Origin of the sequence: Aureimonas sp. AU20 (assembly GCF_001442755.1) — a bacterium.
Taxonomy (GTDB): domain Bacteria; phylum Pseudomonadota; class Alphaproteobacteria; order Rhizobiales; family Rhizobiaceae; genus Aureimonas.
The window spans coordinates 3,190,637-3,214,361 of record NZ_CP006367.1 but is presented as its reverse complement, the minus strand read 5'-3'; the positions used below and the strand labels follow the sequence as shown (position 1 = coordinate 3,214,361).

Below are 23,725 nucleotides of genomic sequence, written 5' to 3'. Positions count from 1 at the left end.
GCCCCGGCGGTTCCCTCGGTCGGCTCCCCTGCGGAGCATCGACCGAGGCCGGCCGCTTCGGGGCGCGAGAGTGTGGGCCATGGCCCGGCATTCGGGGGCGGATCGGCTCCCGATCCGCGACGTTTCCCTCGATGGTTCGCGCGACGCGGAGCCATATAGCTTAGCGAGTGCAGCCATCCATGGCGAACCTGACCGCCGTTCTCCGTAAGACGATCGACGGATTGCCCAATGCCTCGCCGCAACTGCGCGCGAAGGTCTACGAAAAGGCGCGGGCGGCGATCACGCGGCAGATCGAGGCCGCCAATCCGCCTTTGGACGACCATGTCGTCGAGGCGCGCTACCGCGTGCTGGAAGACGCGATCCGCGAGACCGAGGCGCATTACGCGCCGCCGCCCGAACCCGCCGAGCCCGAACCCGTTCAGGCTGAGCCGGACACGTTCGCACCGAGCCAGATCGAAGAGGCTGCGCCCGCCGAGCCGCCGCGAGAGGCCGCCCGCCCTGCACCGCCCCCGGCGCAACTCCCCGAGCCGGACGCCTGGACGCCGCCTCCGCCGATCCCGCCCCGCACCTTCGAACCCGGTACTGTTTCGCCGCGTTCGCTCCTGCGCCAGACGCCGGCCGTCCCTGGCGAGTCCGCCGCGCCAAGCGAGCCGAGCGATGGTTGGTCCGCGCCCGTGCGGTTGGACGAGCCGCAGGCGCCCGCTGTCTCCGGCCAGACCGAGCGCGCGCCGCAGCCCGCCTTTCCGCGCGCGACGCCGACCACCCGCCCACCCGCGACGCCCGCTTTCCCGCGCGTCTCCACAAACGAGCAGGGGGGCGTGGTGCGTCCGGGCGAGCCCACGCTGGACCGTCCCGCCGTGCCGAGCCGTGGACCCGTGACCGCGCCGGAGCATGGTTTCGTGCCGGAGCGCCGGCCCCTGCCGCCGGGTGCCGCGCCGTCCGCCACTCAGGGCGCGGCGGGCGACGACGCGCCGCGTGTCGGCGAGGTCGGTCCCGCCGAAGCGCCAACCGATCCGATCGGCAACCGCCAGCTTCGCCCCGCCACGATCTCGCAGCGCACGTCCGCGCGCGAGCCGGCGAACCCGGGCTCGTTTGCCGGCATTCCCGAGCCGGATCTTGCCGCGCCGCGTTATCCCGCGCGCCGCGCGCGATCCAAGGATCGCTCGCGTCTCGGCCTCGGCGTCGCGGCCGTGGCGATCGTCGCCCTGGGCGCGGCCGGCTGGTTCTATCTCGACGACATCCGCTCGCTCGTGACGGGCGGCGGCTCGACTCAGGTCGCCACCACCTCGCCGGGCACGACCGATCAGGGTGAGCCGCCGACAGCCGTGCCGAGTGACCAGACGCCCGCGACCGCCGCCGCGCCGCAGGGGCAGGTGACCGACACCGCGCCGGGCGCAGCGACGCCGGCCGCCGGCGGCGTTCGTCCGCGCCAGTTCACGCAGCGCCTTCAGGCGGACGGCAGCGAAGTGGACGAAGGACCCGGCGTCAATGCCGGCAACGCCTTCGAAGAGGGCACCAATGTCGTCGCCGCCGAAGTGAACCCGGCGCCCGCCCAGTCTCGTGACACGCCTGCCGCCACCACGCCCGCCACGCCGGAGGCCACCACGCCCCCAGCCGCGGCCACGCCTCCGGCGCAGGCGCCGATCGCGGTCGGACAGCGTGCGGTCTTCTACGAGGAGCGCTCGGCCGATCGCGAAGGCACGCAGCAAGACGGCAACGTGGTCTGGAGCGTGGTGCGCGAAGCGCCCGCCGAGGGGCAGCCGCCCGAGCCCGCGATCCGGGGCGTGGCGGAAATCCCGTCTACCGGCATGAAGATGACGATGACGATCCGTCGCAACGCCGACGAGACGCTGCCGGCCAGCCACGTGATCGAGATCATGTTCGACACGCCCAACGGCGCGCCGGGCGGCGGGATCGAGAATGTCCAGCGTCTTGCGCTGAAGCCAACGGAGCAGGCGCGCGGCGAGCCCCTGATCGGCATTTCCGGCAAGATCTCGGACGGGTTCTTCATTATCGCGCTGAACGACCTCGAACAGGCCATGCGCACCAACCTGTCGCTGCTCGGCCGCGAGGAATGGATCGACATTCCGCTGGCCTACACGAGCGGCCAGCGTGCGCTCATGTCGGTCGAGAAGGGCATTCCGGGCAGCCGCGTTTTCAAGGAAGCGCTGGACGCCTGGGCCGCCAAGACCTGAGGACTGCAAATCCTCGCATAGAGAAAAGCCCGCCGATCGGCGGGCTTTTTCGTGCTGGGCATTAGGCGTGAGAGATTTTTCGACAACCCGGCGGTGGCGACCACCGAGTGATCTTTCATCTGTTCGCGAAGCGCTGAATTTCCGTGATGCGAGGGAGGCGTTGGCGAGGATTGCAAGTGGTCCACGCGAAGGCACCGAAAAGCTCCGACGGACAGATCCATCCGGGTTTCAAACAGTCTAAGGCATTTCCTCCTGCGCCTCGCGCAGGGTAGCAAGGAACATCTCGCCGTAGCGCTCCAGCTTGGCGGCGCCGACGCCCGGCACCTTTCCCATCAGGCGCAGCGTGCCCGGCCGAAGCTCGGCCATGGCGCGCAGGGTCGCGTCGGAAAACACCATGTAGGCCGGCAGGCTCTGCTCGCGTGACAGGCGCGAGCGCAGTTTGCGCAGCGCCTCGAACAGGAAGGCGCTTTCCTGGCTTAGCCCCTCCGTGACCGGCGCGGAGCGGCGGAACTCGGTCGCCTTGCGGGTGCGGTCCTTGCGCAGAACGACGCGCCGCTCGCCCTTGAACACGGCGCGCGCGCCCTCGCCGAGATAGAGCGCGCCGAAGGATTGATGATCCACCAGAAGCAGGCTCGCGGCGGTCAACTGGCGCGCCACCGAGTTCCACGCCCTGGCTTCGAGATCGCGCCCCTGGCCGAAAACGGCGATCGTATCGTGCCCGTTCTGGCGCACCTTGTCGTTGGCTTTGCCGGTGAGCACGTCGATGACATAGGCGAGGCCGAAGCGCTCGCCGGTGCGATAAACCGCCGCCATGAGCTTCACGGCCGCGTCGGTCCCGTCCCAGGTCTCGACCGGCGAAAGGCAGGTGTCGCAATTGCCGCAGCGCCCGTCATAGCTCTCGCCGAAATGGCGCAGGATCGCGGCGCGCCGGCAGTCCGGCGTCTCGCAGATGCCGAGAAGGGCGTCGAGCTTGCCGCGCTCGACGCGCTTGATCGCGTCTTCCGACCCGCCCTCGTCGATCATCCGGCGTCGTTGCACCACGTCCTGCAACCCGTAAGCCATCCAGGCCTCGGCCGGCTGGCCGTCGCGTCCGGCGCGGCCGGTCTCCTGGTAATAGGCCTCGACGGAGGAGGGCAGGTCGAGATGGGCGACGAAGCGCACGTCGGGCTTATCGATGCCCATGCCGAAGGCGACCGTCGCCACGAGGCAGAGATTCTCCTCGCGCAGGAAAGCGTCCTGATTCTTGGCCTTGACCCCTGAATCCATGCCGGCATGGTAGGGCAGGGCATAGATGCCCTGCGCGTTCAGCCATTCCGCCGTCTCCTCCACCTTGCGGCGGGACAGGCAATAGACGATGCCACTGTTTCCCTTGTGCCCCTGAAGGAACTGGAGAAGCTGCTTGCGGGCGTTGTCGCGCTCGACGATGGCGTATCGGATGTTCGGCCGGTCGAAGGACGTGGCGAAGACCGGTGCTTCTTCCAGGCGCAGCCGCTCTGCGATGTCGGCCCGCGTTGCCGCGTCCGCCGTTGCCGTGAGCGCGACGCGCGGCACGTTGGGGAACTCGTCGGCCAAGCTCGCCAACTCGCGGTATTCCGGCCGGAAGTCGTGGCCCCACTGGCTGACGCAGTGTGCTTCGTCGATGGCGAAAAGGGCGATGTCGAGCCGGGCGAGGCTGCGGCGGAACCCTTCCGACGTCAGCCGCTCCGGCGTGACATAGAGAAGATCGATCCGCCCCGCCGTCAGTTCGCGCCAGACATCGCTTCGCTCGTCCTCGCTCATGGCCGAGTTCAGCGATGCCGCGCGCACGCCGACCTGGCGCAGCGCCTCCACCTGATCGCGCATCAGCGCGATCAGAGGCGAGACGACGATGCCGGTGCCGCGCCGGCAGAGCGCGGGAACCTGATAGCAGAGCGACTTGCCGGCGCCCGTCGGAAACAGAACCAGCGCATCGCCGCCCGCGACGATCTGCTCGACCACGGCTTCCTGCTGGCCCCGAAAGCTCGCGTGGCCGAACACGGTCTTCAGAACGTCGAGGGGCTTGGGGCGGTCGCTTTCTCCGGAGAAGAGAGCGGCGGTGGCGCTGGATCGCGCCGGGGCGCGTCCGGTATCAGGCATTGGAAAACTCCGCATGTCGCGAGCGGAATGTCGGGGATCGGTCCCCGGATCGCAAGCGCTGGAAGGTCGATTGAGGAGCCGAGGAGCCCAATAAAAAAGCCCCCGGCGCGAGCCGGAGGCTTGGGATCAGTATGGCGCGATGCGATCAGGCGGTGGCTTCCGCCACCACGCGCAGCTGGCGCCGAGCGGCCTCGGCCGTATCCTTCACAGCCTTCTGCACCTTCTCGAAGGCGCGCACCTCGATCTGGCGCACGCGCTCGCGACTGATATCGAACTCACCGGACAGAGCTTCCAGCGTGATCGGGTCCTCGGCCAGACGCCGCGCCTCGAAGATGCGGCGCTCGCGGTCGTTCAGGACGTTCATGGCCGAGCGCAGCATGCCGCGCCGCTGATTCATCTCGTCCTGCTCGACCAAGACGTCTTCTTGGTTCTCCGACTGGTCCACCAGCCAATCCTGCCACTCACCGCTTTCGCCCTCGGTCGCGCGGATGGGCGCGTTGAGCGAGGCGTCGCCGGAGAGGCGGCGGTTCATCGAAACGACCTCCTCCTCGCTGACGCCGAGCTGTGTGGCGATCTGGTGCACCTGATCGGGGCGCAGATCGCCTTCGTCCAGGGCCTGGATGCGGCTCTTCATCTTGCGCAGGTTGAAGAACAGGCGCTTCTGGTTGGCCGTGGTGCCCATCTTTACGAGGCTCCAGGACCGCAGGATGTATTCCTGGATCGAGGCCTTGATCCACCACATCGCATAGGTCGCCAGACGGAAGCCGCGATCGGGATCGAAGCGCTTTACCGCCTGCATCAGGCCAACATTGCCTTCGGATACGACTTCGCCGATCGGCAGGCCATAGCCGCGATAGCCCATCGCGATCTTCGCCACGAGGCGCAGATGGCTCGTTACCAACCGATGTGCCGCGCCACGATCGTCGTGTTCGGCGTAACGCTTGGCCAGCATGTATTCTTCTTGCGGCTCCAGCATGGGAAACCGACGAATCTCGTCGAGGTAGCGCGCCAGACCGCCTTCGCCCGACGCAATGCTCGGAAGATTGGCTCTCGCCATATGGGAACCCTCCTTCTCAGAGACGAACGCTCGGACCCGAGCCGATCGCCTGCCGAACTGCCCGAAAGGCGCAGCTCGCTCCAACCCGATATGGTGATGCGATAGCCGCATTGCACGGCCAATTCGCGGCGAAGACGATTACAAATCGTTCACCTGGCGTTGACGCTCGGAGCGGAGCGGGTCGGTTCGAGTTCGCGGCGATCCGCTGTCCGTCCAGGTCGGCGCTTTGCCGGCCTCGATCAGCTGTCGGGGGTGAAATGCCGAAACGCTTCGACAAGTTCCTCCAGATCGTCGGGAAGTTCGGTTTCGAACTCCATGCTCTCGCCCGTCGTCGGATGCTCGAAGACGAGCCGGAAGGCGTGAAGCGCCTGGCGCGGGAAGGCGGCGACCAGTTCGGCGGCCGAGCCCAGCTTCTTGGCCTTGGTCTTGAAATGCGCGCCGTAGGTTTCGTCGCCGATCAACGGATGGCCGATATGGGCCATGTGGACGCGGATCTGATGCGTGCGCCCCGTTTCCAACACGCAGGCGACCAGCGAGGCTGAGGTATTGCCTTCGCCGTAACGCTCCAGCACCTCGAAATGGGTGATGGCATGGCGCGCGTCGGCGCGGCCCGCCGGCACCACGGTGCGCTTGGTGCGGTCGGAGTTGGAACGGCCGAGCGCGGCGTCGACCGTGCCGATCGGGCGGGAGGGAATGCCCCAGACCACGGCCTGATAGGCGCGCTCCATGCGCCCGTCCGCGCCATGGGCGGCGAACTGCGCGGCGAGCGAGCGATGGGCCAGATCGTTCTTGGCGACCACCATGACGCCGCTCGTGTCCTTGTCCAGCCGGTGGACTATGCCGGGTCGGCGCACGCCGCCGATGCCCGACAGCGTGTCGCCGCAGTGGAAGAGCAGCGCGTGAACCAGCGTGCCCGTCCAATTGCCAGGGCCGGGATGAACGACGAGGCCGGCCGGTTTGTCGAGAACCACGAGGTCGGCATCCTCGTAGAGAATGGTGAGCGGGATGTTCTCGGGCTCGGGATCGGGCGCCTCGGGCTCCGGCATCTCGATCGACACCGCTTCTCCCGGCTGCATCTTGCGCTTGGGGGAAAGGGCTGCGACGTCGTCGACCTGAACTTGACCCGCCTCGATCAGGGACTGGATGCGCGAGCGCGACAGATCGCCCTCCAGCGCCTGCGTCAGAAACTGGTCGAGCCGCTTGCCGGCATCATCCTCGGACACGAGGAAGCGGCTTGCGCCCGCTTCCGATCCGCTTGTACCAACAGCCGGAATGGGAACCTCCAATTTTCCGAACAGGACCGACATGACCGACGAGACGGGTGCGCAGCCCCCCCTGGACCCGGCCTTCGAGAAGATCCGGCGCAAGATGGTGCGGCTTCTGGCGCTGTCGATCGCCGTGCTTTTCGTCGGCCTTATCGCGGTTCTGAGCGCTGTTGTCTATCGCAGCGCCGGGCCGGCCGTTTCCACCATCGCCGACGGCGGCGCGCCGATCACACTGCCGGCCGGCGCGCGCGTTCTGGAAACCAGCCTTGGCGAGGGCGCCATTCTGCTTCGGGTCGCAATCGGCGATTCGGAGGAAATCCTGCTCGTGGACCGTCCTTCCGGCCGCATCGTTTCGCGTTATCCGCTGGTTTTCAGCCAAAACGAGAAAATTCCATCCGCTCCATAAAAGCGCTTGCAAGCCCCGATCGGCGCGGCTATACACCCAATCACTGGTTCGCGCCCATCGTCTAGCGGTTAGGACGGCGCCCTCTCACGGCGCAAACAGGGGTTCGATTCCCCTTGGGCGTACCAGTCGTTTTCTTGACAATTGATGTGATATGTAGCGCGGTCTTAGTCGCGCTTTTTTCGCGTTGACGATACCCATCGCCCTATGGCTCTGCGCGATTTTCCAATCGTGCGTGAGGGTGACGCGTGATGAGCGGGATATTCGGCCAGCCGTCATGCCGGGGGACCACAACGTGCTAAGCCCCGGCCGGTCGGACTTGGCGCTGTGGAGATGAAGCGGATCGGGCGGCCGGTGCCGCCTGATCCGAGGATCACAGCAGAACGCAGGAAGCCGACCGAGGTCGGCGTTTCCAGCGAGCCCGCGTCTTAGCGTTGGTGCGTCTTGGCAGCCACCTTCACGGGAACGGCTTTGGGCCGCGCCGCATGCGCAAGGGCCGACACACCGAGAAGCGCGGTGGCGGTGGCGAGAAGGATCAGCTCCATGTCGGCGTCCTTTTTCGAATGCCCGTCCGGATGCGAGGACGGCGCTGCGAATCACAAGTTAACGCCGCCACGAGGCGCCGTCTCCCCCTATTTGGGCATCCGGCTCGTTCCTTTTTAGACGGGGCACGGAAAGTTGCGGGGGACCAAAAGTCGCGGTGAGGCGGAGGTTGCGAAATGCGCTTGGGAACGAGACGGGGGCGATGCGCGTCTTTGCCCTATGTTCGACCGCCTGAAACGTGACGACGCCCATGTTCGCCGGCCCCTTTTCAAAACCAAGCAGCCTGCGTCTTACGGAGCGAACCACGTTGGCCGGGAGGGGCGCGGGGATGGCGCGGGAGGCAGTCCTGCTTGATGGGCGAGGCGAGGGCGCGGACCGGTTCGAGACATCCGACCCGACGCGGCGTCCGCCACCCGGCCGCGCAGCGCGAGCGGTGTATCGAGCCTTGGGCTTTCTGTTCCTCGCTCTTGCGATCGCCGGCGTGGTTCTGCCGGGCCTGCCGGCAACGCCCTTCGTGCTCCTTGCCGTCTGGGCCTTCGGGCGCGGTTCACCGGAATGGGCGGCGCGCGTGGAGCGCGATCCACGATTCGGGCCGATCCTAGTCAATTGGCGCGAGCGACGGGCCGTGCCGCGCCGGGCCAAGGCGCTGGCCGTCCTGTCCATGTCCGCGAGCTTCGCGCTTCTCGTTTATAGCGGAGCGCCTGATCTTGTTCTGCTGGGGGTCGGCATCATCCTGCTTTGCGTCGCGACCTATCTCCTGACGCGGCCTTCGGCATGAGCGGGAAACGGGTGGCTTGCGCCGACCTGCGCGATCCTCTGGTGGTCGATTGTTTCCAGGCCAAAGTACGATTAGGAAGGAGGCCGCATGGAGCCTTCGAGCGCCAAGCCGCTAACTTAACCACGAATCTCGTTGTCTTCCCCGCCATCTGAACCAGAACCGCGTCCGTACATTCATCCACCATGGCCCAGTGTTTCGATCCCAGCCAGTTTGCCGTTCTCGTGGTCGAAGACGAGCCGCTTCTTCTATGGGACGCGGTGGACCTGATCGAGGACGCCGGGTTCAAGGCCTATGCGGCGTCGAACGCGGACGAGGCGATCCGCCTTCTGGAAAATCATCCCGACATTCGCGTGCTGTTCACCGATGTCGACATGCCGGGCTCGATGGACGGGCTGAAGCTTGCCCGCGCGGTGCGGGATCGCTGGCCGCCGGTGTCGATCTTCGTCGCCTCCGGCCATATCAAGGTGACGAAGGAAGACCTGCCGGAACACGGGCTCTTCTTTTCCAAGCCCTATCCTCCGGCTTCGATCGTCCGGGCACTGCGAGAGGTCTCGCTAAAGGCGGGTCTCTGAGCTCGTCGCCTCGGCGCTTTTGCGCCGCCGCCTCGAGACCAGAATGTCGGCCAGCGTGACGGGCCGAAAACGAAACACGTCTACCCCCACATCGTACTGACCCGGGATCGGCGTCAGCCGGCCATGCGAATGGCCGTGCAGGTCGAGCGCGCCCTTGCCGCTGCCGTTCCAGGTGCGAAAGGCGTAGTGGCACAGCACCAGTGCCCGGCCGTCCACCCTCAGCTCGCGGTAGGGGGAAACGCTGCTCCAGCCCTCCAGCGCAAGCGTCGCCTCGTCGTCGTTGTTGCCGGCGACCAGATGCTTTCGCCCATGGAGCTGGCCGAGACGATCGGTCTTCTGGGCCGGCGAGCCGCGCGCGAAATCCCCGAGATGCCAGACCTCGTCCTCCGGCCCCACCGCCGCGTTCCAGGCGTCGGTCAGGGCCGCGTCGTGCTCGGCCAGCGTCGCGAAGGGGCGCTTGTCCAGGCGCAGGACGCGCGGATCGGCAAAATGCGTGTCGGCGGTGAAGAAGATCATGGCTCGCTCAACGCCTCGGCCGAGGCTTCGCTCCGTGCCTCAGGGCTGGGCTGGGGCCAGCGTTCCAGGGCCTCGAAGCCGGCGGGCGTCAGCGCGTAGAGGCCGCGCGCGGGATTGGTGAACCAGCCGTAGACATTGCGGCGCAGGATCGCCAAGGCGCGGGGGCAGGCGGGGCGCAGGTCGCGCGGCCGACTCGCGCCCGCGGCCAGCGCGGCGGCGCAGCGCAGCGCCTCCTGCCGATAGGCGGTCATGATCGGGCGGCGCGAACCACCGCCCACCGCCGGATCGCCCTCGCGACGGCGGTGTTCGGAGACGAGCTGCGAGCGGCGCTTGGGGTTCTTGCGGGGGCTCGGCGAATCCGGCGACAGGAGCACCTGAACCCCGTCCGAGGCGTCGACGCCAAGCAGCCCGAAGCCGAGGCGACGGCACAGATCGCGAAAGCGCCGGTCGCCCTCGCGGCCTTTGCCGCGCGCCGAGAGACGCGCGGCGAGCCAGACCTCGTCCACCGCCGGGGCGCGATCGACGCCTTGCAGGACGAGTTCGAGGTTGAACTGCAACTTGAGTTCGCACACGACCACGAAGGCCGGCTTGCCCTCCTTCAGGGCCAGGAGATCGCAGGCACCGATCTCGCCCTTCACGTCGAAGCCGAGCGTTTCGAGAAAGCGTTTGACGGGCAGGTAAAGCGCGGTCTCGCCGGCTGGGGTCGGGACGGTGGACATGGCGCCTCCCATACAGGACAAGGCGAGCCGGCGCATCGGCTTTAGGAGTGACGCGGGAGCACACCCCTCGAAGGTCGGCGCCTTGCCAGAACCAAGAATCTTCCACGCCGGCTTTCCGCCGCCAGGGTATGAACGGTCTCCAACTCCGCAGGACGCGCCCTCATGACCGATCCGATCGTGATCCTCGACCCGGCCGATCCGCGCATCGAACCATTTCGCGACGTGCGCGACCGGGATCTGCGCGGACGCCAAGGCTTCATCGCGGAAGGCAGCGTGGTGTTGGACCAATTGGCCCGTTCCCGCTCCTTCCGCGCCCGCTCGCTTCTGATCCTCGAAAACCGTCTGGCCGGGCTCGAAGCGCGGCTCGCCGCCTTCGGCCCGGACGTCCCGGTCTATGTCGCGGGTGCAAAGGTGTTCGACGCCATTGCCGGCTTTCCCGTGCATCGCGGCGTCCTCGCTTATGGCGAGAAGGTGGAAGGGACGGACGGCGAAACGGAATGGGATCGGCAGCTAACCGAGATAAGGGATCAAGGCGGGCTCGTTCTCGTCGCTTGCGGCCTGTCGAACCACGACAATATGGGCGCTCTGTTTCGCAATTCCGATGCGTTCGGCGTCGGCGCCGTGCTGCTCGACGGGGCGGCCTGCGATCCGCTTTATCGCAAGGCAATCCGTGTTTCGGTCGGGTCTGTGCTGACCGTTCCCTTCCTGCGAATGGGGACCCCAGCCGCCATCCACTCGCGCTTGGCGCATCTCGGCTTCGACTGCCTGTTCCTCTCGCCCGCCGGCAAGATCGCGCTGCACGCACTGACGGGACACCGGCCCCGCGCGCTGTTCCTAGGGACGGAAGGAGAAGGGCTCGACCCCGCGCTTCTCGAGAAGGTTCAGACGCTACGCATCGGCATGGCGCCCGGGCTCGACAGTCTCAACGTCGCGACTTCGGCCGCGATCGCCCTCCACCATTTCTTTTCGCTGCGCCCGGACTAGGGCGTTCGGCAGAGCTCGCGGGGATGGGCGGCGCGGCGGGCGCGGGCGTCTCCGCCTCGCTTTCGGTCGGTGCCTCTGTCTGCGGACCGTCGCCGGGCGGCGTCGGCGCATCCGCCAAAAGGGCGCGCACGCGCTGGGCGAGACTAAGTCCGCCGTTCGGGCGCGGGGGCTCGGGCGTTTCGATCAAGGCTCTCAGCGGCGACTGCGCGCCTTCCGCCTCGATCTCCTTTTGGATGACCCTTGCCGCGATGTCGCTCATGCGCTCGCGGATTTCTGCATTCTCGTTGCCGTCCGCCGGAGCCGGCGTCTCCGGCTCTCCCGTTCCCGGCTGGCTTTTCAGCACCGCGCGCAGGCGCTCGTTGCCGCTCCGGCGCGGGTCAGTGCCCTCCGCGCGAACGGGCGGGGGGGTGATTGCGATTTCTGGCTTGGGTCGGCCGGTGTCCGCCACCCGGGCGTCGGGCTTGGGCGCGGGGGTGCGCGCCAATCGCAGCATGTCTTCCAGCTGCGCGATCCGCCCGTCGGCGAGCGTGATGCGCTGGCGCTGCTCTTCGGCGCGCTCCTTCAGCGCCCGGTGGCGCAGCGTGAACGCTTCGAGTTCGTCGGCTCGCGCCTGCAGCCGGCCGCGCAGCTCCTGGCGCGCCTGCACCAGCTCGTCCCGTTCCGCCACCACGGCACCGAGACGTTCCTCGATCTGCTCGATGCGCCGGTCGCGCTCGGCCAAGGTCTCTTCCAGCTCCTTGCGACGCGCCAGGAGATGGCCGTTTTCCAGGATCACGCGCCCGGCCTCGCCGCGCTCGCGGGCTGCCTGCTCGCGCAGGTCGGCGCTGCGGCGCTCTTCCCGCCGCAGCGAGAAGGCGGAGGTGGCGCGCACGAGGTCCATCTCGGCGCGGATCTCGTTGACGCTGGTGGGGATCGTCGCATCGAAGGCGCGCCGGGCCAGGCGCTGCGCGCGCCGCCAGACGAGCGGCACGAACAGAAGCGCGATCAACGTGGCGGTGAGGGCGCCGAGAAGAAAGATAAGGGCCGTCGCGATCATCAAAGTCCCAGCGCTCCCAAGCGCGGAAGCGGCCCAGCGAGAACGGGACCGACGCTCCATGCCGACGGCCGCGAAGCGGCCGGACCCGGCTCGCGGCTTCTACGCCAGAGGCGGCCAACCTGCCTAGCCTCGATGCGCGCCGCGCCCAGTCTCCGGCCTATATGGTCGCGATCCAGACTTCGGGTAGCGGCGCGCGAGCGCCGCGTCAGAACGGGTTCCAGGTCGGCGCGGGGGTCAGCTTGAGATAGCCGATATTGACGCCGAGCCGGGCGCCGACGCCGGTGCGGATCGGCACGATCGTGACGGAGTCGCGCTGAAGGAAGGTCATGCCGACGCCGCCCACGAGATAGGCGCTACCCGACACGCCGGCGTACCGGCCGTAGAGGCCACTCACGGCGGGCAGGTCGTAGACCAGCATCATGGTGCGCGCGCCGTCGCCACCCGCGTCAAGCCCAACGGAGGGGCCCTGCCAATAGACCTTGTGCTCGCCGGCGTTCTTGGTGAAGAGCGTGCCCTCGCCGAAGCGCAAGCCGCCGATAAAGGCGCCCGAGCCTTCTTCGCCTAGGATGTATCCGTTCGGCAGGCCGCGCTGCTGGAAGGCGCGCTCCACAGCGGTGGCGATGCCGCCCGAGGTTGCGCCGAAGAAGCGGTGCCCTTCGGTCACGATCTCCTGCATCGAGTAGCCGCCGGACTGCTGCTGCTGCGCGCTCGCGGGCGCGAGAGCCGGCGGCGCCAGAACGGCTCCGAGCGTGAGAAGGGCGAGCGACAGGGGGCGGATCTGCCGAAGGAGGCGCTGCATGGATCGTATCCTTGGGAACGAGCGGGCGCGCGCGGCTGCGCTTTTGAAATCGAAGCCTAGGTCCGCCATGGTTGACGAAATCCTAAGATGCGAAACAAAAACCGCGAGATCGGCCGACGCTGGCCGGGTGGCCCGGTTTCCCCCGCCCAAGCGGCGCGGCGCGAGGCGTGAATTCTGTTGCTCTTACCGCACGCGCGCCCGCGAAATCGGCGCCGGGCGCGATCCGGCCTCGCGGGGCGGCGATGTCCATGTTAGGCGCGCAGTCAGACAATTTTAACGACCAGGACGAACGGAGCCTCGATGACGACCCTGCCCGACTTGTCCGCGCCGGATCTGGCCGCTCTTCTCGCCAGCCGTCTGTGCCACGACATCATCTCGCCTGTGGGGGCGGTGCAGGCCGGTCTCGAGCTTCTCGACGAAATGCCGAACGATCCGGAGGCCATGGCCCTGGTGCGGCGTTCCACGCAGAGCGCGGTGGCCAAGCTCCAGTTCGCCCGCATCGCCTACGGCTCGTCCGGCTCCACCGTCGCACAGATCGACATGGGCGATGCCAAAACCGTGGCCGAAGGCTTCATGTCCTTCGAGAAGGCGGAACTCAGCTGGGACGGGCAGCGGGCCTATGTACCCAAGAACATCGCCAAGCTGGTTCTCAATCTCGTTCTGATCGCCAATGCCTCCGTGCCGCGCGGCAAGCGCGTCGAGGTGAAGGTGGAGGAGCTGGAGCCGCGCCTTCGCATCACCGTGACCGCGAGCGGCAAGCCGCTGCGCGTTCCCGCGACCTTTCGGGCGCTGCTGGCCGGCGAGACCCTGGCCGAGCCGATCGACGCGCATGGCGTCCAGCAATACTACACGCTGCTCCTGGCGCAGGAATGCGGGGCCAAGGTCACGCTCGCGCTGGAAGACGAGACCGCGATCCTCACCGTCGAGCGGGACTGATCGCTCAAAAGTGCGGGGAGGGGGTAACGCTTCCTTCGCCGCGTTTGGCAACCGAACGAAAAGGCGCCGCGCGTAGGGTCTGGCTTATGACCGCCGCCCGGAGCCTCGCGCCATGCCGTCCTGCCTCGTTATCGACGAGAACAACATCGTCCAGAAGGTCGCCAACCGGATTCTGTCCGGCCTCGATATCGAGACGGTCGCCGTGTCCGGCCTGCGGGAGGCCGAGGCCATCCTGGGCATGAAGAAGACCCGGTTCGACCTGGTTCTCCTGTCCGCGACTATGCCGGACACGCCGGTGGACGTGGCCTTGCGCACGCTGCGGGCGGGCCCGGTGGGCTCGGCACCCATTCTCGTGTCCCTCGTGGAAGCCAATCTGGGCCTGATGACCCGCTCCAAGCGAGCCGGCGCCTCGGGCTTCCTGTTCCGCCCCTTCGACCGCGCCAGCCTTTCGGCCTGGGTCGAGCCGTTCCTCGTCGCCGCCTGAAGGGGAGGGAGGGTCGCGGTCACTCCCGCTTTTCCTCAGACGCATCCGAGCTGTCATGTGGAGCGGTCGAGCGCCTGCGGCCGCCTTCGATCGTCTGATCTGCGGGCATGAAGAAGCCCGCGGCCGGAGGTCCGGCGCACGGGCTTGTTCGGTGTCGGTCGCCTTCGATCAGGCGGCGCGGGTGTCGGCTTCCGGCTCGCGCAGGACGTAGCCGCGACCCCAGACGGTCTCGATGTAGTTCTTGCCGTCGGTCGCCGTCGCCAGCTTCTTGCGCAGCTTGCAGATGAAGACGTCGATAATCTTCAGCTCCGGCTCGTCCATGCCCCCATAAAGATGGTTGAGGAACATTTCCTTGGTGAGCGTGGTGCCCTTGCGAAGCGAGAGAAGCTCCAGCATCGCATATTCCTTGCCCGTGAGGTGCACGCGCTGCCCGTTAACCTCGACCGTCTTGGCGTCGAGATTGACGGTCAGATCGCCGGTCACGATCACCGACTGGGCATGGCCCTTCGAGCGACGCACGATGGCGTGAATACGCGCCACCAGCTCGTCCTTGTGGAAGGGCTTGGTCATGTAGTCGTCCGCGCCGAAGCCCAAGCCGCGAACCTTGTCCTCGATTCCGGCCATGCCGGAGAGGATGAGGATCGGCGTCTTCACTTTCGCAAGACGCAGTGTCCGCAAGACTTCGTAACCCGACATATCGGGAAGGTTCAGGTCAAGCAGGATGATGTCGTAATCATACAGCTTGCCGAGGTCGACACCTTCTTCGCCCAGATCGGTCGTGTACACGTTGAAGCTTTCGGACTTCAGCATGAGTTCGATGCTTTGCGCGACGGCGCTGTCATCCTCGATCAAAAGAACGCGCATCATCTATTCCTCTGCGTCAGCCCAGTCGATCGCCTTGAAACCGACAAGGTTGGAGTTCGTGCCCTGATGGATCGAAGCTTGGCACTGAATGGTTAACAATCGCTTCAATTCCTGGTCCTAGTTCGAACTGTTGTAGTGATGGAAGCTTAAGTTCGGCGGGAGTTGCCCTGAGGTCACAGTGCGACAACACGGGCATGCAAGAAGGGAAGCGTTTGAACCGTTCGATTTACTGAGCCTTAAATCCTCGCCGCATATGATTAACGGCGCGCGTAAACAGGTGGTTAAAGCTAGCCAGCGAGGCTTGCCCGAAACCCCCTCTCGCGACGCGGCACGGGGCTTCATGTCGAGAGGTCCTAGGGAACAGGAGAGTGAACCGTGAAGCCGAAACGTGAGAACCTCATGCGACTCAGTCGTTTCAAGGTGACGGAAAAGCGGCGTCAGGTCGAGCAGCTTCAGCTCATGCTGAACGAGTTCGAGCGCATGGCGTCCGAATTGGACGCCCAGATCGCGAACGAGGAGAAGAAGGCGGGGATCACGGATGTGACCCATTTCGCCTATCCCACCTTCGCCAAGGCGGCTCGCACGCGGCGCGACAACCTGATGAACTCCGTGGGCGATCTGCGCATCCAGATGAACGCCGCCCGCATCTCGCTGGAGGAAGCGGAAGCCGAGTTCGCCAATGCCGAGAAGCTGGAACAGCGCGAATCGGTGGACGACCGGCGCCCCGCCGTCGCCTGACGGCGACCCTCGGGCCCGCACGCGGCGGCCCGGACGAATCAACACCCAAAAAGGCCCGGCGCGTAGGCGCACGGGCCTTTTGCGATTCGGGGCTCGCGATACGCGATTCAAGGCTGAAGCAAGGCTTCGATCCTAGAACGAATCGAAGCCAGCGCCCGCGCCAGGGCGGCGTCGCGAATCGCTCGCGGCTCCGCGCAAAGGCTGAGAGGGAAGGGCGCACACAAAAAGGACCGGCTTTCGCCAGTCCCTCGATGCGGTCGTTCTCGATTCCGAATGACGCAATCTTCTAGTGAAGATCGGCCTTCTTTCGGTATTCCTGGATCTGCGTCGTGCGCAGGCCTGCCAGGCCGTGACTGTCGATCGAGACCTGCCAGGACAGGAACTCTTCCACGGTCAGCGTATAACGCGAGCAAGCTTCGTCGAGGCTGAGAAGGCCGCCCCGAACCGCCGCCACGACTTCCGCCTTGCGACGAATGACCCAGCGCCGCGTGTTGGACGGGGGAAGATCGGCGATCGTCAGCGGGCTACCGTCCGGACCGATAACGTATTTTACTCTTGGTCTAACCTGATCGGTCATTGAACTCTCTACACTCACGCAAAGACCTAATCGCTGAATCGAAGTTAGCCCTAAGCTTCTAAAAAATCCGCTAAACCCCTTGAAAGACTTTGATAAGAGGTTGTTTCAACTCCGCCGTGCCACAAAGCGCGGCGGCGCGATGGCAGAGCGAGGCGAAAAGCCATGCAGCATCATACGGTTGGCAGGACGGTCCATAGGGCTTACATACGCGCTTTGACCGGCCGCCTCGCCGGGGCTATCGCAGAGTCTTCGCCATGTTGAACAGTCTCGATCTTCCGAAGGCGCCCGCCGAGACGCGCGTCGTCGTCGCCATGTCCGGCGGCGTCGATTCGTCCGTCACCGCCGCGCTTCTGAGCGAGCAAGGCTACGACGTCGTGGGAATCACCTTGCAGCTTTATGACGGCGGCGCGACGCCCAAGCGCGCCGGCGCCTGCTGCGCGGGGCAGGACATCGCCGACGCGCGCCGCACGGCCGAGATTCTCGGCATTCCCCACTACGTGCTCGACTACGAGGACAAGTTCCGCCAGTCGGTCATCAATCCCTTCGCGGAAAGCTATCTGGCAGGCGAGACGCCAATTCCCTGCGTCGCCTGCAATCAGACGGTCAAGTTCCGCGATCTCCTGGCCACTGCTCAGGATCTGGGCGCCGACGCGCTGGCGACCGGCCACTACATCGAGTCGCGTCCGAACGGCGCCGGCCGCAGCCTCTACCGCCCCGCCGATCTCGACCGCGACCAGAGCTATTTCCTCTATGCCACCACGCAGGCGCAGATCGACTTCCTGCGCTTTCCGCTGGGCCGGCTCACCAAGCCCGAAACGCGCGAGATCGCCGCGCGCTTCGGACTCGGCGTCGCGTCCAAGCCCGACAGCCAGGACATCTGCTTCGTCGCCAACGGGCGCTACAGCGACGTCATCGCCAAGCTGAAGCCGGATGCCGGCGCGCCGGGCAATCTCGTTCATGTCGACGGGCGCCATCTCGGCCAGCATTCCGGCATCGTGAACTTCACGATCGGCCAGCGGCGCGGCCTGGGCATATCCTCGGCGGAGCCGCTCTATGTCGTCGGCATCGACGCGCGCAGCCGCACTGTGACCGTCGGCCCGCGCGAGGCGCTGGCGACGCGCCGGCTGGCCCTGCGCGAGGTGAACTGGCTGGGAGCCGAGGGGTTCGAACAGGCGGCGGCGGCCGAGACGCCGCTCTTCGTCAAGATCCGCTCCACCCGCCCGCCAGCGCCCGCGCGGCTCGTCGCCGAAGGGGACCGGATGCTGGTGGAACTCGCCATGGGCGAGGAGGGCGTGTCGCCCGGGCAGGCCTGCGTCTTCTATGCCGGCGAGGGCGCCGGGGCGCAGGTGCTGGGCGGCGGGGTCATCGCGCGCACCGAGCCGGTCTCGGCGGCCGTGCGCGCGGCCTGATCCTCTCGGCCGCTTTCAGGCGGCGCGGGGCGAGGCGAGATTGAGAAGACGCACCGTTTCCACCGCTTCCGCCGCCCCGGTGCGGGGCTCGGCACGTGTCTCGATGCAGTGGAGGAAGTGGCGCAGTTCCCGGTCCAGCGGCAGGCCCGGCTCGGTCGGCTGGTAGTCCGCGTCGGCCGAGCGGAAGCCGAAATGCGCGCCCTCGCGCCAGACCTCGTGCGCATAGAGCGCGAGCTTCTGCCCCTCGGGCGCGAGATCGTCGAAGGTAATCATGCCCTTGGTGCCGATTACCGAAAAGCGCCGGTCGCGATAGGGCGAGATGCGCGAAACGTGGATCTCTCCGGTAAGACCGTTGGCGAAGCGCAGGCCGATATCGGCCGCGTCGGTCTCGTCGCTCAGCACCGTGCGCCGCAGCGTTTCCACCGTTTCGGGCGGCGAGCCCGCCATGTGAAGCACCAGCGAAAGATCGTGCGGTGCAAGGTCCCAGACGGCATCCATGCCGAGGAAGCGCCCGAGCCCCATCCGCGTCGAGACGATGTGCCTGACGTCGCCGATCCGTCCCTCGCGCACGAGGGCGTCGAGCGCCTCGAACACGGGGTGGAAGCGCAGGACGTGGCCGACCATCAGGAGCCGGTTCTCCGCCTTGGCGACGCGGGCCGTCTCCTCGGCGTCGGCAAGATCCAGCGCGATCGGCTTCTCGATCAGGACATCCTTGCCGGCGCGGAAAGCGGCGCGGGCGGTCGGCCCATGAAGGCGGGGCGGCAAGGCGAGGACGACGCCGTGGATCGCGGGGTCGGCCAGAACTTCCTCCACGGAGCGAGCGGGGATCTCGAACCGCTGCGACAGGCCAGCGGCGCGCTCGGCGTTCCCGTCCGAAATCGCGGCCAGCGCGCCGATCTCCTTCAGGGTGCGGACATGGTTCTGTCCCCATTGCCCACAGCCGATCACGGCGATTCGCATTGTCATCGTCAAGGTCCCCATGCGCTTCTCGTCACGCCCGATGCGGCAAAGGACACGCCGAGTCGGATGTGTCTCTAATGACCGCCGCTAGCCGATAAGGCCAGAGGCCGAACGGCTTTCGCAACGGCGATCCGGCGCGAGGATAAGGCAAGCGAGAGAGGATGTCGGAGAAGGTTTGGTGGTGGCGGTGGGTGGACTTGAACCACCGACCTTCGGGTTATGAATCCGACGCTCTAACCGGCTGAGCTACACTGCCATTCCAAAACGGGCGGCTTCGAGGCCACCGACTTTCGAGCGGCGCTAGTCCAAACTCGAAAGAGCCCGTCGCCTTGCGGCGTAGCGAGCATGGGCGCGATATACGAAGGGCGAACGGCCTCTGTCAAGAGCTGCCCTCTCCCTCGGCGCGGGAAACGGGTTGAATCGGGAGACGAAAGCCGGCGAGAAGGGAAGGGCGCCCGCGCCGTTCCCGCTCGAACCCTCCCTCCCGTATTCTCCCGGTTGCTTCATGATCCCACCTCTTGGCTCCGCTTCCCCCTTTCCGGCCGACTGGTTCGGGCTCGACGCGGTGACGCTGGCGCAGCGGCTGATCGGGGCGGGGCTTTATCTCGACGGCGTCGGCGGCCTCATCGTGGAGACCGAAGCCTATCGGCGGGACGATCCGGCCTCGCACAGCTTTCGCGGGGCGACGGAGCGCAACCGCGCCATGTTCGGCGCAGTGGGGCGCGCCTACGTCTATCGCTCCTACGGCATCCACTGGTGCCTCAACATCGTCTGCGACGCGGGCGAGCCCGGCAGCGCGGTTCTGATCCGCGCGCTGGAGCCCAATGCCGGGCTGGAGGTGATGGCGGCGCGACGGCGAACCGCCGCCCCAAGGCTGCTCTGCGCCGGCCCCGGGCGACTGGCCGAGGCGCTGGGCGTGGATCGCTCCCACGATGGCGCCGATCTCCTCGCCGCCCCGTTCTCGATGACAGCGCCAAGCGGGCCCTTCGTGCTTTCAGCCGGCCCGCGCATCGGCATCACCAAGGGTGTCGAGCAGCCCTGGCGTTTCGGCCATGCCGGCTCGCGCTTTCTCAGCCGGGCCTTTCGAACCGGTGCGCCGGGCTGAGCTTAGAGCCTGTTTGGAAACTCGGTCGGGCCGGTCCGACGGTTCTTTTTCGCCGTCACCCCAGGGCGAGACATGCCGCGCAAGCGCGGCAGTGCTGCGCAAACGCATCAGAGCCGCGCGGGCGCGGCAGATGTTTCGCCCGTCCGCATGGACCGTTGCCAATCCTTGCCGATGCGCCAGCGCATCGACTGCGGTTGGCGCCTCGCGACACCCAAAAATCCCTCGCCGGGCCTCCGCCGCCGAATTTCCGAACAGACTCTCAGCTCCTGCCTGAGGGAGTGGCGGGATAAGATGGCCGGTTACGAAAGTCAGGTCGTGCCTGGGCGCCAATTTCGCTTGGATCGGCGTTGGGGTCGGTATACGCGCTGGTCGTGCCTGTTTCCGAGGCATGACCCGCGCGGATCGCCCTCCATGACCAGCCAGTCGCTCCCTTCCCGGACCTCTTCCAGCGCCGTTCTGGGCGTCGGCTTCATGCTGCTCGGCGTGTTTCTCTTCGCGGTGAACGACGCGATGGGGAAATGGCTGGTCAGCACCTATACGGTCGGTCAGGTTCTGCTTCTGCGCAGCATCGCGGCGCTCTTGGTGGTCGCGCCCTTCGTCCATCGCGAGGGCTGGGGGCGGGTGCTCCGGCCGCATCGCCCACGCCTTCAACTGCTGCGGGCCCTGGGCTCGACGCTGGAAGTCGGCTTCTTCTACTGGGCCTTGAGCTACCTTCCGCTCGCCAATGTCATGACCTTCTATCTCGCGGGGCCAATCTATGTGACCGCGCTCTCGGCGCTTATCTTGAAAGAGCGCGTCGGCTGGGTGCGCTGGAGCGCGGTTCTCTGCGGCTTCGTCGGCGTTCTCGTGGCGCTGGGCCCCGATCTCGCCAGCGCCGGCTGGCCGGCGATGATCGCGGTGGCGGGCAGCTTGTGCTATGCGCTTTTGATGATCTCGACGCGCATTCTCGCCAAGAGCGGGGAGGTGACGCTGATCGCTTGGCAGACCACGGCGGCGCTGATCGGCGGCGCCATTCTGGCGCCGGTCGGCTGGGTCAATCCGAGCACCTTCGATCTCGGTTTTCTCTGCCTGCTCGGCGTCGTGTCGATGATCGCCCATAGCTGCGTCAACCGCTCGCTGCTGATTGCGCCTGCCTCCGTCGTGGTGCCCTACCAGTACACGCTGATCGTCTGGGCGATCCTGTTCGGCGTGGTGCTGTTCGGGGAGACGCCGAGCGTTTCGCTGCTGGCGGGCGCTGCGATCATCACGGCATCCGGCGTCTTCATCTTCCTGCGCGAGCAGCGGCTGAGCGTCGCCACCACGGCGCGGGGCGCGGCTTCCGCCTCCGGCGCGCCGGACGCCGTACAGATCGTGGAGGAGGCCGACCAGCGCTGAGGACCGGGGAGGGCGGCGACGTTTATCCCCGATCTATCCCCGATCTTTCCCCGCCCTGGTGCGGTGCTCCTACGCTCGGCGCATTCCTCAACCCGAACGGAAAGCGCCGCCTATGTCCCGCTCGCCTCGCCTCGATCTGCCCTTCGTGCTGCCGCAGCAGGCGCAGAAGCATCTCACGGTCAACGACGCGATGCGTCGTCTCGACGCCATCGTGCAGACGGCCGTCGTCTCGGCCAGCACGGTGAGCGAGCCGGCCGCAGCGCGCGCGGGCGATCTCTACATCCTGCCGCCCTCCGCCACTGGCGCTCGCTGGAGCGCGATGAAGACCGGCGCGCTCGCTCTGTTCGAGGATGGCGCCTTTGTCGAGATGGCTCCCGTCGCGGGTCAGATCGCCTATGTCGCCGACACCGGCGCGTTTCTCCTGTTCGACGGCGCGAGTTGGACGGACCGGCCGTTTCGCCCAAAGCAAGCAGATCGCTTCGCGGTGAACGCCGATCCGTCCGACGCCAACCGGCTGACGGTCGCGGCCGACAGCGAACTGCTAACGCACGACGCGCGCACGCCCGGCAGCGGCGACGCGCGCAAGGTCATCAACAAGGCGGGAACGGCGCGCACCGCCTCCGTCCTGTTCCAGTCCGACTTCTCGGGCCGGGCCGAGATCGGCTTGGCCGGCAGCGACGATCTGACCATTCGCGTCTCGGCGGATGGTTCGGCCTTTCGCGACGCCCTGCGCATCTCGGCGGCCAACGGGCGCGTCGCGCTCGGCCGGGCCGAAGCGCCGGTCTGTGCGCTGGATGTCGGCGGCCCGGTGCGCGTTGCGAGCTATGCCAGGAACGCGCTTCCGTCCCCCGCTGGCGGTTCGGGACAGATCGTCTATGTGTCGGACGAGGCCGGTGGCGCGGTTCTCGCCTTCAGCGACGGTTCGCTCTGGCGCCGAGTGACGGATCGCGCGCCCGTGAGTTGACGGCGCCCGTCCACCCGGGGCATTGCGCTGGGCTTGACCGGATGGTCAGCCTGGCGCGAACCCTGTCGTGCGATAGCCGAAACAAACTCGAAGACGATTCGATACGGGGAGCAAGCATGGCGATCTGGGCGATCGGTCTGATGACCGGAACGGTGCTGGACGGCAATGTCGACATCGCCATGCTGCGCACGGACGGCGAGACGATCGAGGAATTCGGCCCGACCCTGCTCGCGCCCTATCGGCGCGACATCCGGCCGCTTCTGAAGGAAACGCTGGCCGAGGCCGCCGAATGGGGCTTCAAGGGCGCCGAGCCCGAGATCTTCGGCGAGGCCGAACGCGCCTTGACCCTGGCGCAAGCCGAGGCTGTCGCCTCCCTCATGGAAGACGAGGGCGTGTCGGCCGGCGATATCGGCGTCGTCGGCTTTCACGGGCAGACGGTGCTGCACCGGGCGCGGAGCCCGGAGCGGCTGGGCGCGACGCGCCAGCTCGGCGACGGCGAGCTGATGGCGCAGAAGCTCGGCATTCCCGTGGTCTACGATTTCCGCTCGGCCGACGTGGCGGCGGGCGGGCAGGGGGCGCCGCTGGCCCCGCTCTATCACCGCGCGCTTCTGCGTCGCATCGGCGCCGGCGAGGAGACGGCCTTTCTCAATCTCGGCGGCGTCGCCAACGTCACCTGGGTGGCCGACGACGGCACGATGCAGGCCTTCGACACCGGCCCGGCCAACGCGCCGCTGAACGACTGGATGGGCCGGCGCATGGGCGCCGAGATGGACCGCGACGGTCAGTTCGCGGCCAAGGGCCATGTGGACGAGGCGCGGCTGGAACAGCTTCTGGCCAATCCCTATTGCGTGCGGCCCTATCCCAAATCGCTCGACCGCAACGATTTTTCCGCCAACATGGCCGAAGGGCTCTCGACCGAGGACGGCGCGGCGCTTCTGACGGCGGTGACGGCGGGCATGGTCGGGCGGGCGCTCGACCTCCTGCCGCGTCGTCCGACCCGGATCGTGGTCGCAGGCGGCGGGCGGCGCAACCCGGTCCTGATGCGTGAGATCGCCCGGCGGGCGCGCGTCGAGGTGGAGGACGCCGATGCGCTCGGCCTGCGCGGCGACACGGTGGAAGCGGAATGCTTCGCCTATCTCGCCGTGCGCTCGCTGCGCGGCCTGCCGATCAGCTATCCCACCACGACCGGCGTTCCCGAACCGATGACCGGCGGCCGCCTTGCCCTGCCGAGCGGGCGCTCGCTGCCCGACATCGACGAGAGCTGAGGCGATCCACCGGACTTTTAGCTCCCCAGGCCAGCAATCCGTTCCACGCCCGGCTATTCATTGCCTC

At 67.1% G+C, this 23,725-nt stretch carries 23 protein-coding genes and 2 tRNA genes; 14 read left to right on the top strand and 11 right to left on the bottom strand.

The window, feature by feature from the left end:
- Nucleotides 1–179: 179 nt before the first annotated feature.
- Nucleotides 180–2,195 (top strand): hypothetical protein, encoded by a 2,016-nt coding sequence (locus M673_RS14570; RefSeq protein WP_061976709.1) that lies wholly within the window; start codon nt 180–182, stop codon nt 2,193–2,195.
- A 237-nt stretch (nt 2,196–2,432) separates the two neighbouring features.
- Here the strand turns inward: M673_RS14570 and recQ are convergent, their stop codons facing one another.
- The 3 genes from recQ to M673_RS14555 form a co-directional block, all read right to left on the bottom strand.
- Complete coding sequence (recQ, locus tag M673_RS14565) at nt 2,433–4,310, bottom strand: DNA helicase RecQ (protein WP_061976708.1); 1,878 nt, start codon at nt 4,308–4,310, stop codon at nt 2,433–2,435.
- Between the two features lie 145 nt (nt 4,311–4,455).
- Nucleotides 4,456–5,367, bottom strand: a complete 912-nt coding sequence (rpoH, locus tag M673_RS14560; protein WP_061976707.1) for an RNA polymerase sigma factor RpoH — start codon at nt 5,365–5,367, stop codon at nt 4,456–4,458.
- Nucleotides 5,368–5,606: 239 nt separating this feature from the next.
- On the bottom strand, nt 5,607–6,674 hold the full coding sequence (locus M673_RS14555) for an RluA family pseudouridine synthase (RefSeq protein ID WP_061976706.1): 1,068 nt from the start codon (nt 6,672–6,674) through the stop codon (nt 5,607–5,609).
- Here M673_RS14555 and M673_RS14550 point away from each other — a divergent pair.
- From M673_RS14550 to M673_RS14535, 4 genes are all read left to right on the top strand, one after another.
- Nucleotides 6,673–7,038: a hypothetical protein gene (locus tag M673_RS14550; RefSeq protein WP_061976705.1), complete on the top strand. Its 366-nt coding sequence runs from the start codon at nt 6,673–6,675 to the stop codon at nt 7,036–7,038. The genes M673_RS14555 and M673_RS14550 overlap by 2 nt on opposite strands.
- A gap of 50 nt (nt 7,039–7,088) precedes the next feature.
- A tRNA-Glu gene (locus M673_RS14545) sits at nt 7,089–7,163 on the top strand.
- Between the two features lie 665 nt (nt 7,164–7,828).
- A complete protein-coding gene (locus tag M673_RS14540; protein WP_306302821.1) occupies nt 7,829–8,356 on the top strand; it encodes a YbaN family protein in 528 nt (175 codons plus the stop codon).
- 182 nt (nt 8,357–8,538) lie between these two features.
- A complete protein-coding gene (locus M673_RS14535; RefSeq protein ID WP_061976704.1) occupies nt 8,539–8,928 on the top strand; it encodes a response regulator in 390 nt (129 codons plus the stop codon).
- Here M673_RS14535 and M673_RS14530 read toward each other — a convergent pair.
- Both M673_RS14530 and M673_RS14525 read right to left on the bottom strand, forming a co-directional pair.
- On the bottom strand, nt 8,911–9,444 hold the full coding sequence (locus M673_RS14530) for a metallophosphoesterase family protein (RefSeq protein WP_061976703.1): 534 nt from the start codon (nt 9,442–9,444) through the stop codon (nt 8,911–8,913). The two genes, M673_RS14535 and M673_RS14530, sit on opposite strands and share 18 nt — an antisense overlap.
- A complete protein-coding gene (locus M673_RS14525; protein ID WP_244493238.1) occupies nt 9,441–10,163 on the bottom strand; it encodes a DUF2161 domain-containing phosphodiesterase in 723 nt (240 codons plus the stop codon). The genes M673_RS14530 and M673_RS14525 overlap by 4 nt, the downstream gene beginning before the upstream one ends.
- Before the next feature lie 162 nt (nt 10,164–10,325).
- Here M673_RS14525 and M673_RS14520 point away from each other — a divergent pair, with 162 nt between their 5' ends.
- Nucleotides 10,326–11,147 carry a TrmH family RNA methyltransferase gene (locus M673_RS14520; protein ID WP_061976702.1) on the top strand — a complete coding sequence of 274 codons (822 nt, stop codon included), beginning with the start codon at nt 10,326–10,328 and terminating at the stop codon, nt 11,145–11,147.
- Here the strand turns inward: M673_RS14520 and M673_RS14515 are convergent.
- The gene (locus tag M673_RS14515) at nt 11,086–12,183 is read right to left on the bottom strand and encodes a hypothetical protein (protein ID WP_061976701.1); all 1,098 of its coding nucleotides are present in this window, start codon (nt 12,181–12,183) and stop codon (nt 11,086–11,088) included. The genes M673_RS14520 and M673_RS14515 overlap by 62 nt on opposite strands.
- Before the next feature lie 205 nt (nt 12,184–12,388).
- Nucleotides 12,389–12,982: a DUF1134 domain-containing protein gene (locus M673_RS14510; protein ID WP_061976700.1), complete on the bottom strand. Its 594-nt coding sequence runs from the start codon at nt 12,980–12,982 to the stop codon at nt 12,389–12,391.
- A gap of 300 nt (nt 12,983–13,282) precedes the next feature.
- Between M673_RS14510 and chpT the strand changes: the two genes are divergently transcribed.
- Nucleotides 13,283–13,918, top strand: a complete 636-nt coding sequence (gene chpT / locus M673_RS14505; protein ID WP_061976699.1) for a histidine phosphotransferase ChpT — start codon at nt 13,283–13,285, stop codon at nt 13,916–13,918.
- A 112-nt stretch (nt 13,919–14,030) separates the two neighbouring features.
- Nucleotides 14,031–14,402 (top strand): response regulator, encoded by a 372-nt coding sequence (locus M673_RS14500; RefSeq protein WP_061976698.1) that lies wholly within the window; start codon nt 14,031–14,033, stop codon nt 14,400–14,402.
- Nucleotides 14,403–14,570: 168 nt separating this feature from the next.
- Here the strand turns inward: M673_RS14500 and ctrA are convergent, their stop codons facing one another.
- Nucleotides 14,571–15,266: a response regulator transcription factor CtrA gene (gene ctrA, locus M673_RS14495; RefSeq protein ID WP_019996509.1), complete on the bottom strand. Its 696-nt coding sequence runs from the start codon at nt 15,264–15,266 to the stop codon at nt 14,571–14,573.
- A 375-nt stretch (nt 15,267–15,641) separates the two neighbouring features.
- On the opposite strand from ctrA, the gene M673_RS14490 reads away from it, so the two are divergent.
- Complete coding sequence (locus M673_RS14490; RefSeq protein ID WP_061976697.1) at nt 15,642–16,004, top strand: flagellar FliJ family protein; 363 nt, start codon at nt 15,642–15,644, stop codon at nt 16,002–16,004.
- A gap of 286 nt (nt 16,005–16,290) precedes the next feature.
- Here M673_RS14490 and sciP read toward each other — a convergent pair whose 3' ends face one another.
- Nucleotides 16,291–16,581: a CtrA inhibitor SciP gene (gene sciP / locus M673_RS14485; RefSeq protein WP_026358527.1), complete on the bottom strand. Its 291-nt coding sequence runs from the start codon at nt 16,579–16,581 to the stop codon at nt 16,291–16,293.
- Between the two features lie 254 nt (nt 16,582–16,835).
- Between sciP and mnmA the strand changes: the two genes are divergently transcribed.
- Entirely contained in the window at nt 16,836–17,990 is a 1,155-nt protein-coding gene (gene mnmA, locus M673_RS14480; RefSeq protein ID WP_061976696.1) for a tRNA 2-thiouridine(34) synthase MnmA, read from the top strand.
- 15 nt (nt 17,991–18,005) lie between these two features.
- Here mnmA and M673_RS14475 read toward each other — a convergent pair whose 3' ends face one another.
- Together M673_RS14475 and M673_RS14470 are read right to left on the bottom strand one after the other, a co-directional pair.
- Nucleotides 18,006–18,956 (bottom strand): Gfo/Idh/MocA family protein, encoded by a 951-nt coding sequence (locus tag M673_RS14475; RefSeq protein WP_061977866.1) that lies wholly within the window; start codon nt 18,954–18,956, stop codon nt 18,006–18,008.
- 173 nt (nt 18,957–19,129) lie between these two features.
- A tRNA-Met gene (locus tag M673_RS14470) sits at nt 19,130–19,206 on the bottom strand.
- A 249-nt stretch (nt 19,207–19,455) separates the two neighbouring features.
- Between M673_RS14470 and M673_RS14465 the strand changes: the two genes are divergently transcribed.
- The 4 genes from M673_RS14465 to M673_RS14450 all read left to right on the top strand — a co-directional run bounded on the left by M673_RS14465 (nt 19,456) and on the right by M673_RS14450 (nt 23,658).
- On the top strand, nt 19,456–20,055 hold the full coding sequence (locus M673_RS14465) for a DNA-3-methyladenine glycosylase (protein WP_082639472.1): 600 nt from the start codon (nt 19,456–19,458) through the stop codon (nt 20,053–20,055).
- Between the two features lie 411 nt (nt 20,056–20,466).
- Nucleotides 20,467–21,429 (top strand): DMT family transporter, encoded by a 963-nt coding sequence (locus tag M673_RS14460; protein ID WP_061976695.1) that lies wholly within the window; start codon nt 20,467–20,469, stop codon nt 21,427–21,429.
- Between the two features lie 112 nt (nt 21,430–21,541).
- Nucleotides 21,542–22,393, top strand: a complete 852-nt coding sequence (locus tag M673_RS14455) for a DUF2793 domain-containing protein (RefSeq protein ID WP_061976694.1) — start codon at nt 21,542–21,544, stop codon at nt 22,391–22,393.
- A 116-nt stretch (nt 22,394–22,509) separates the two neighbouring features.
- On the top strand, nt 22,510–23,658 hold the full coding sequence (locus tag M673_RS14450; protein ID WP_061976693.1) for an anhydro-N-acetylmuramic acid kinase: 1,149 nt from the start codon (nt 22,510–22,512) through the stop codon (nt 23,656–23,658).
- The last annotated feature ends 67 nt before the right edge of the window (nt 23,659–23,725 follow it).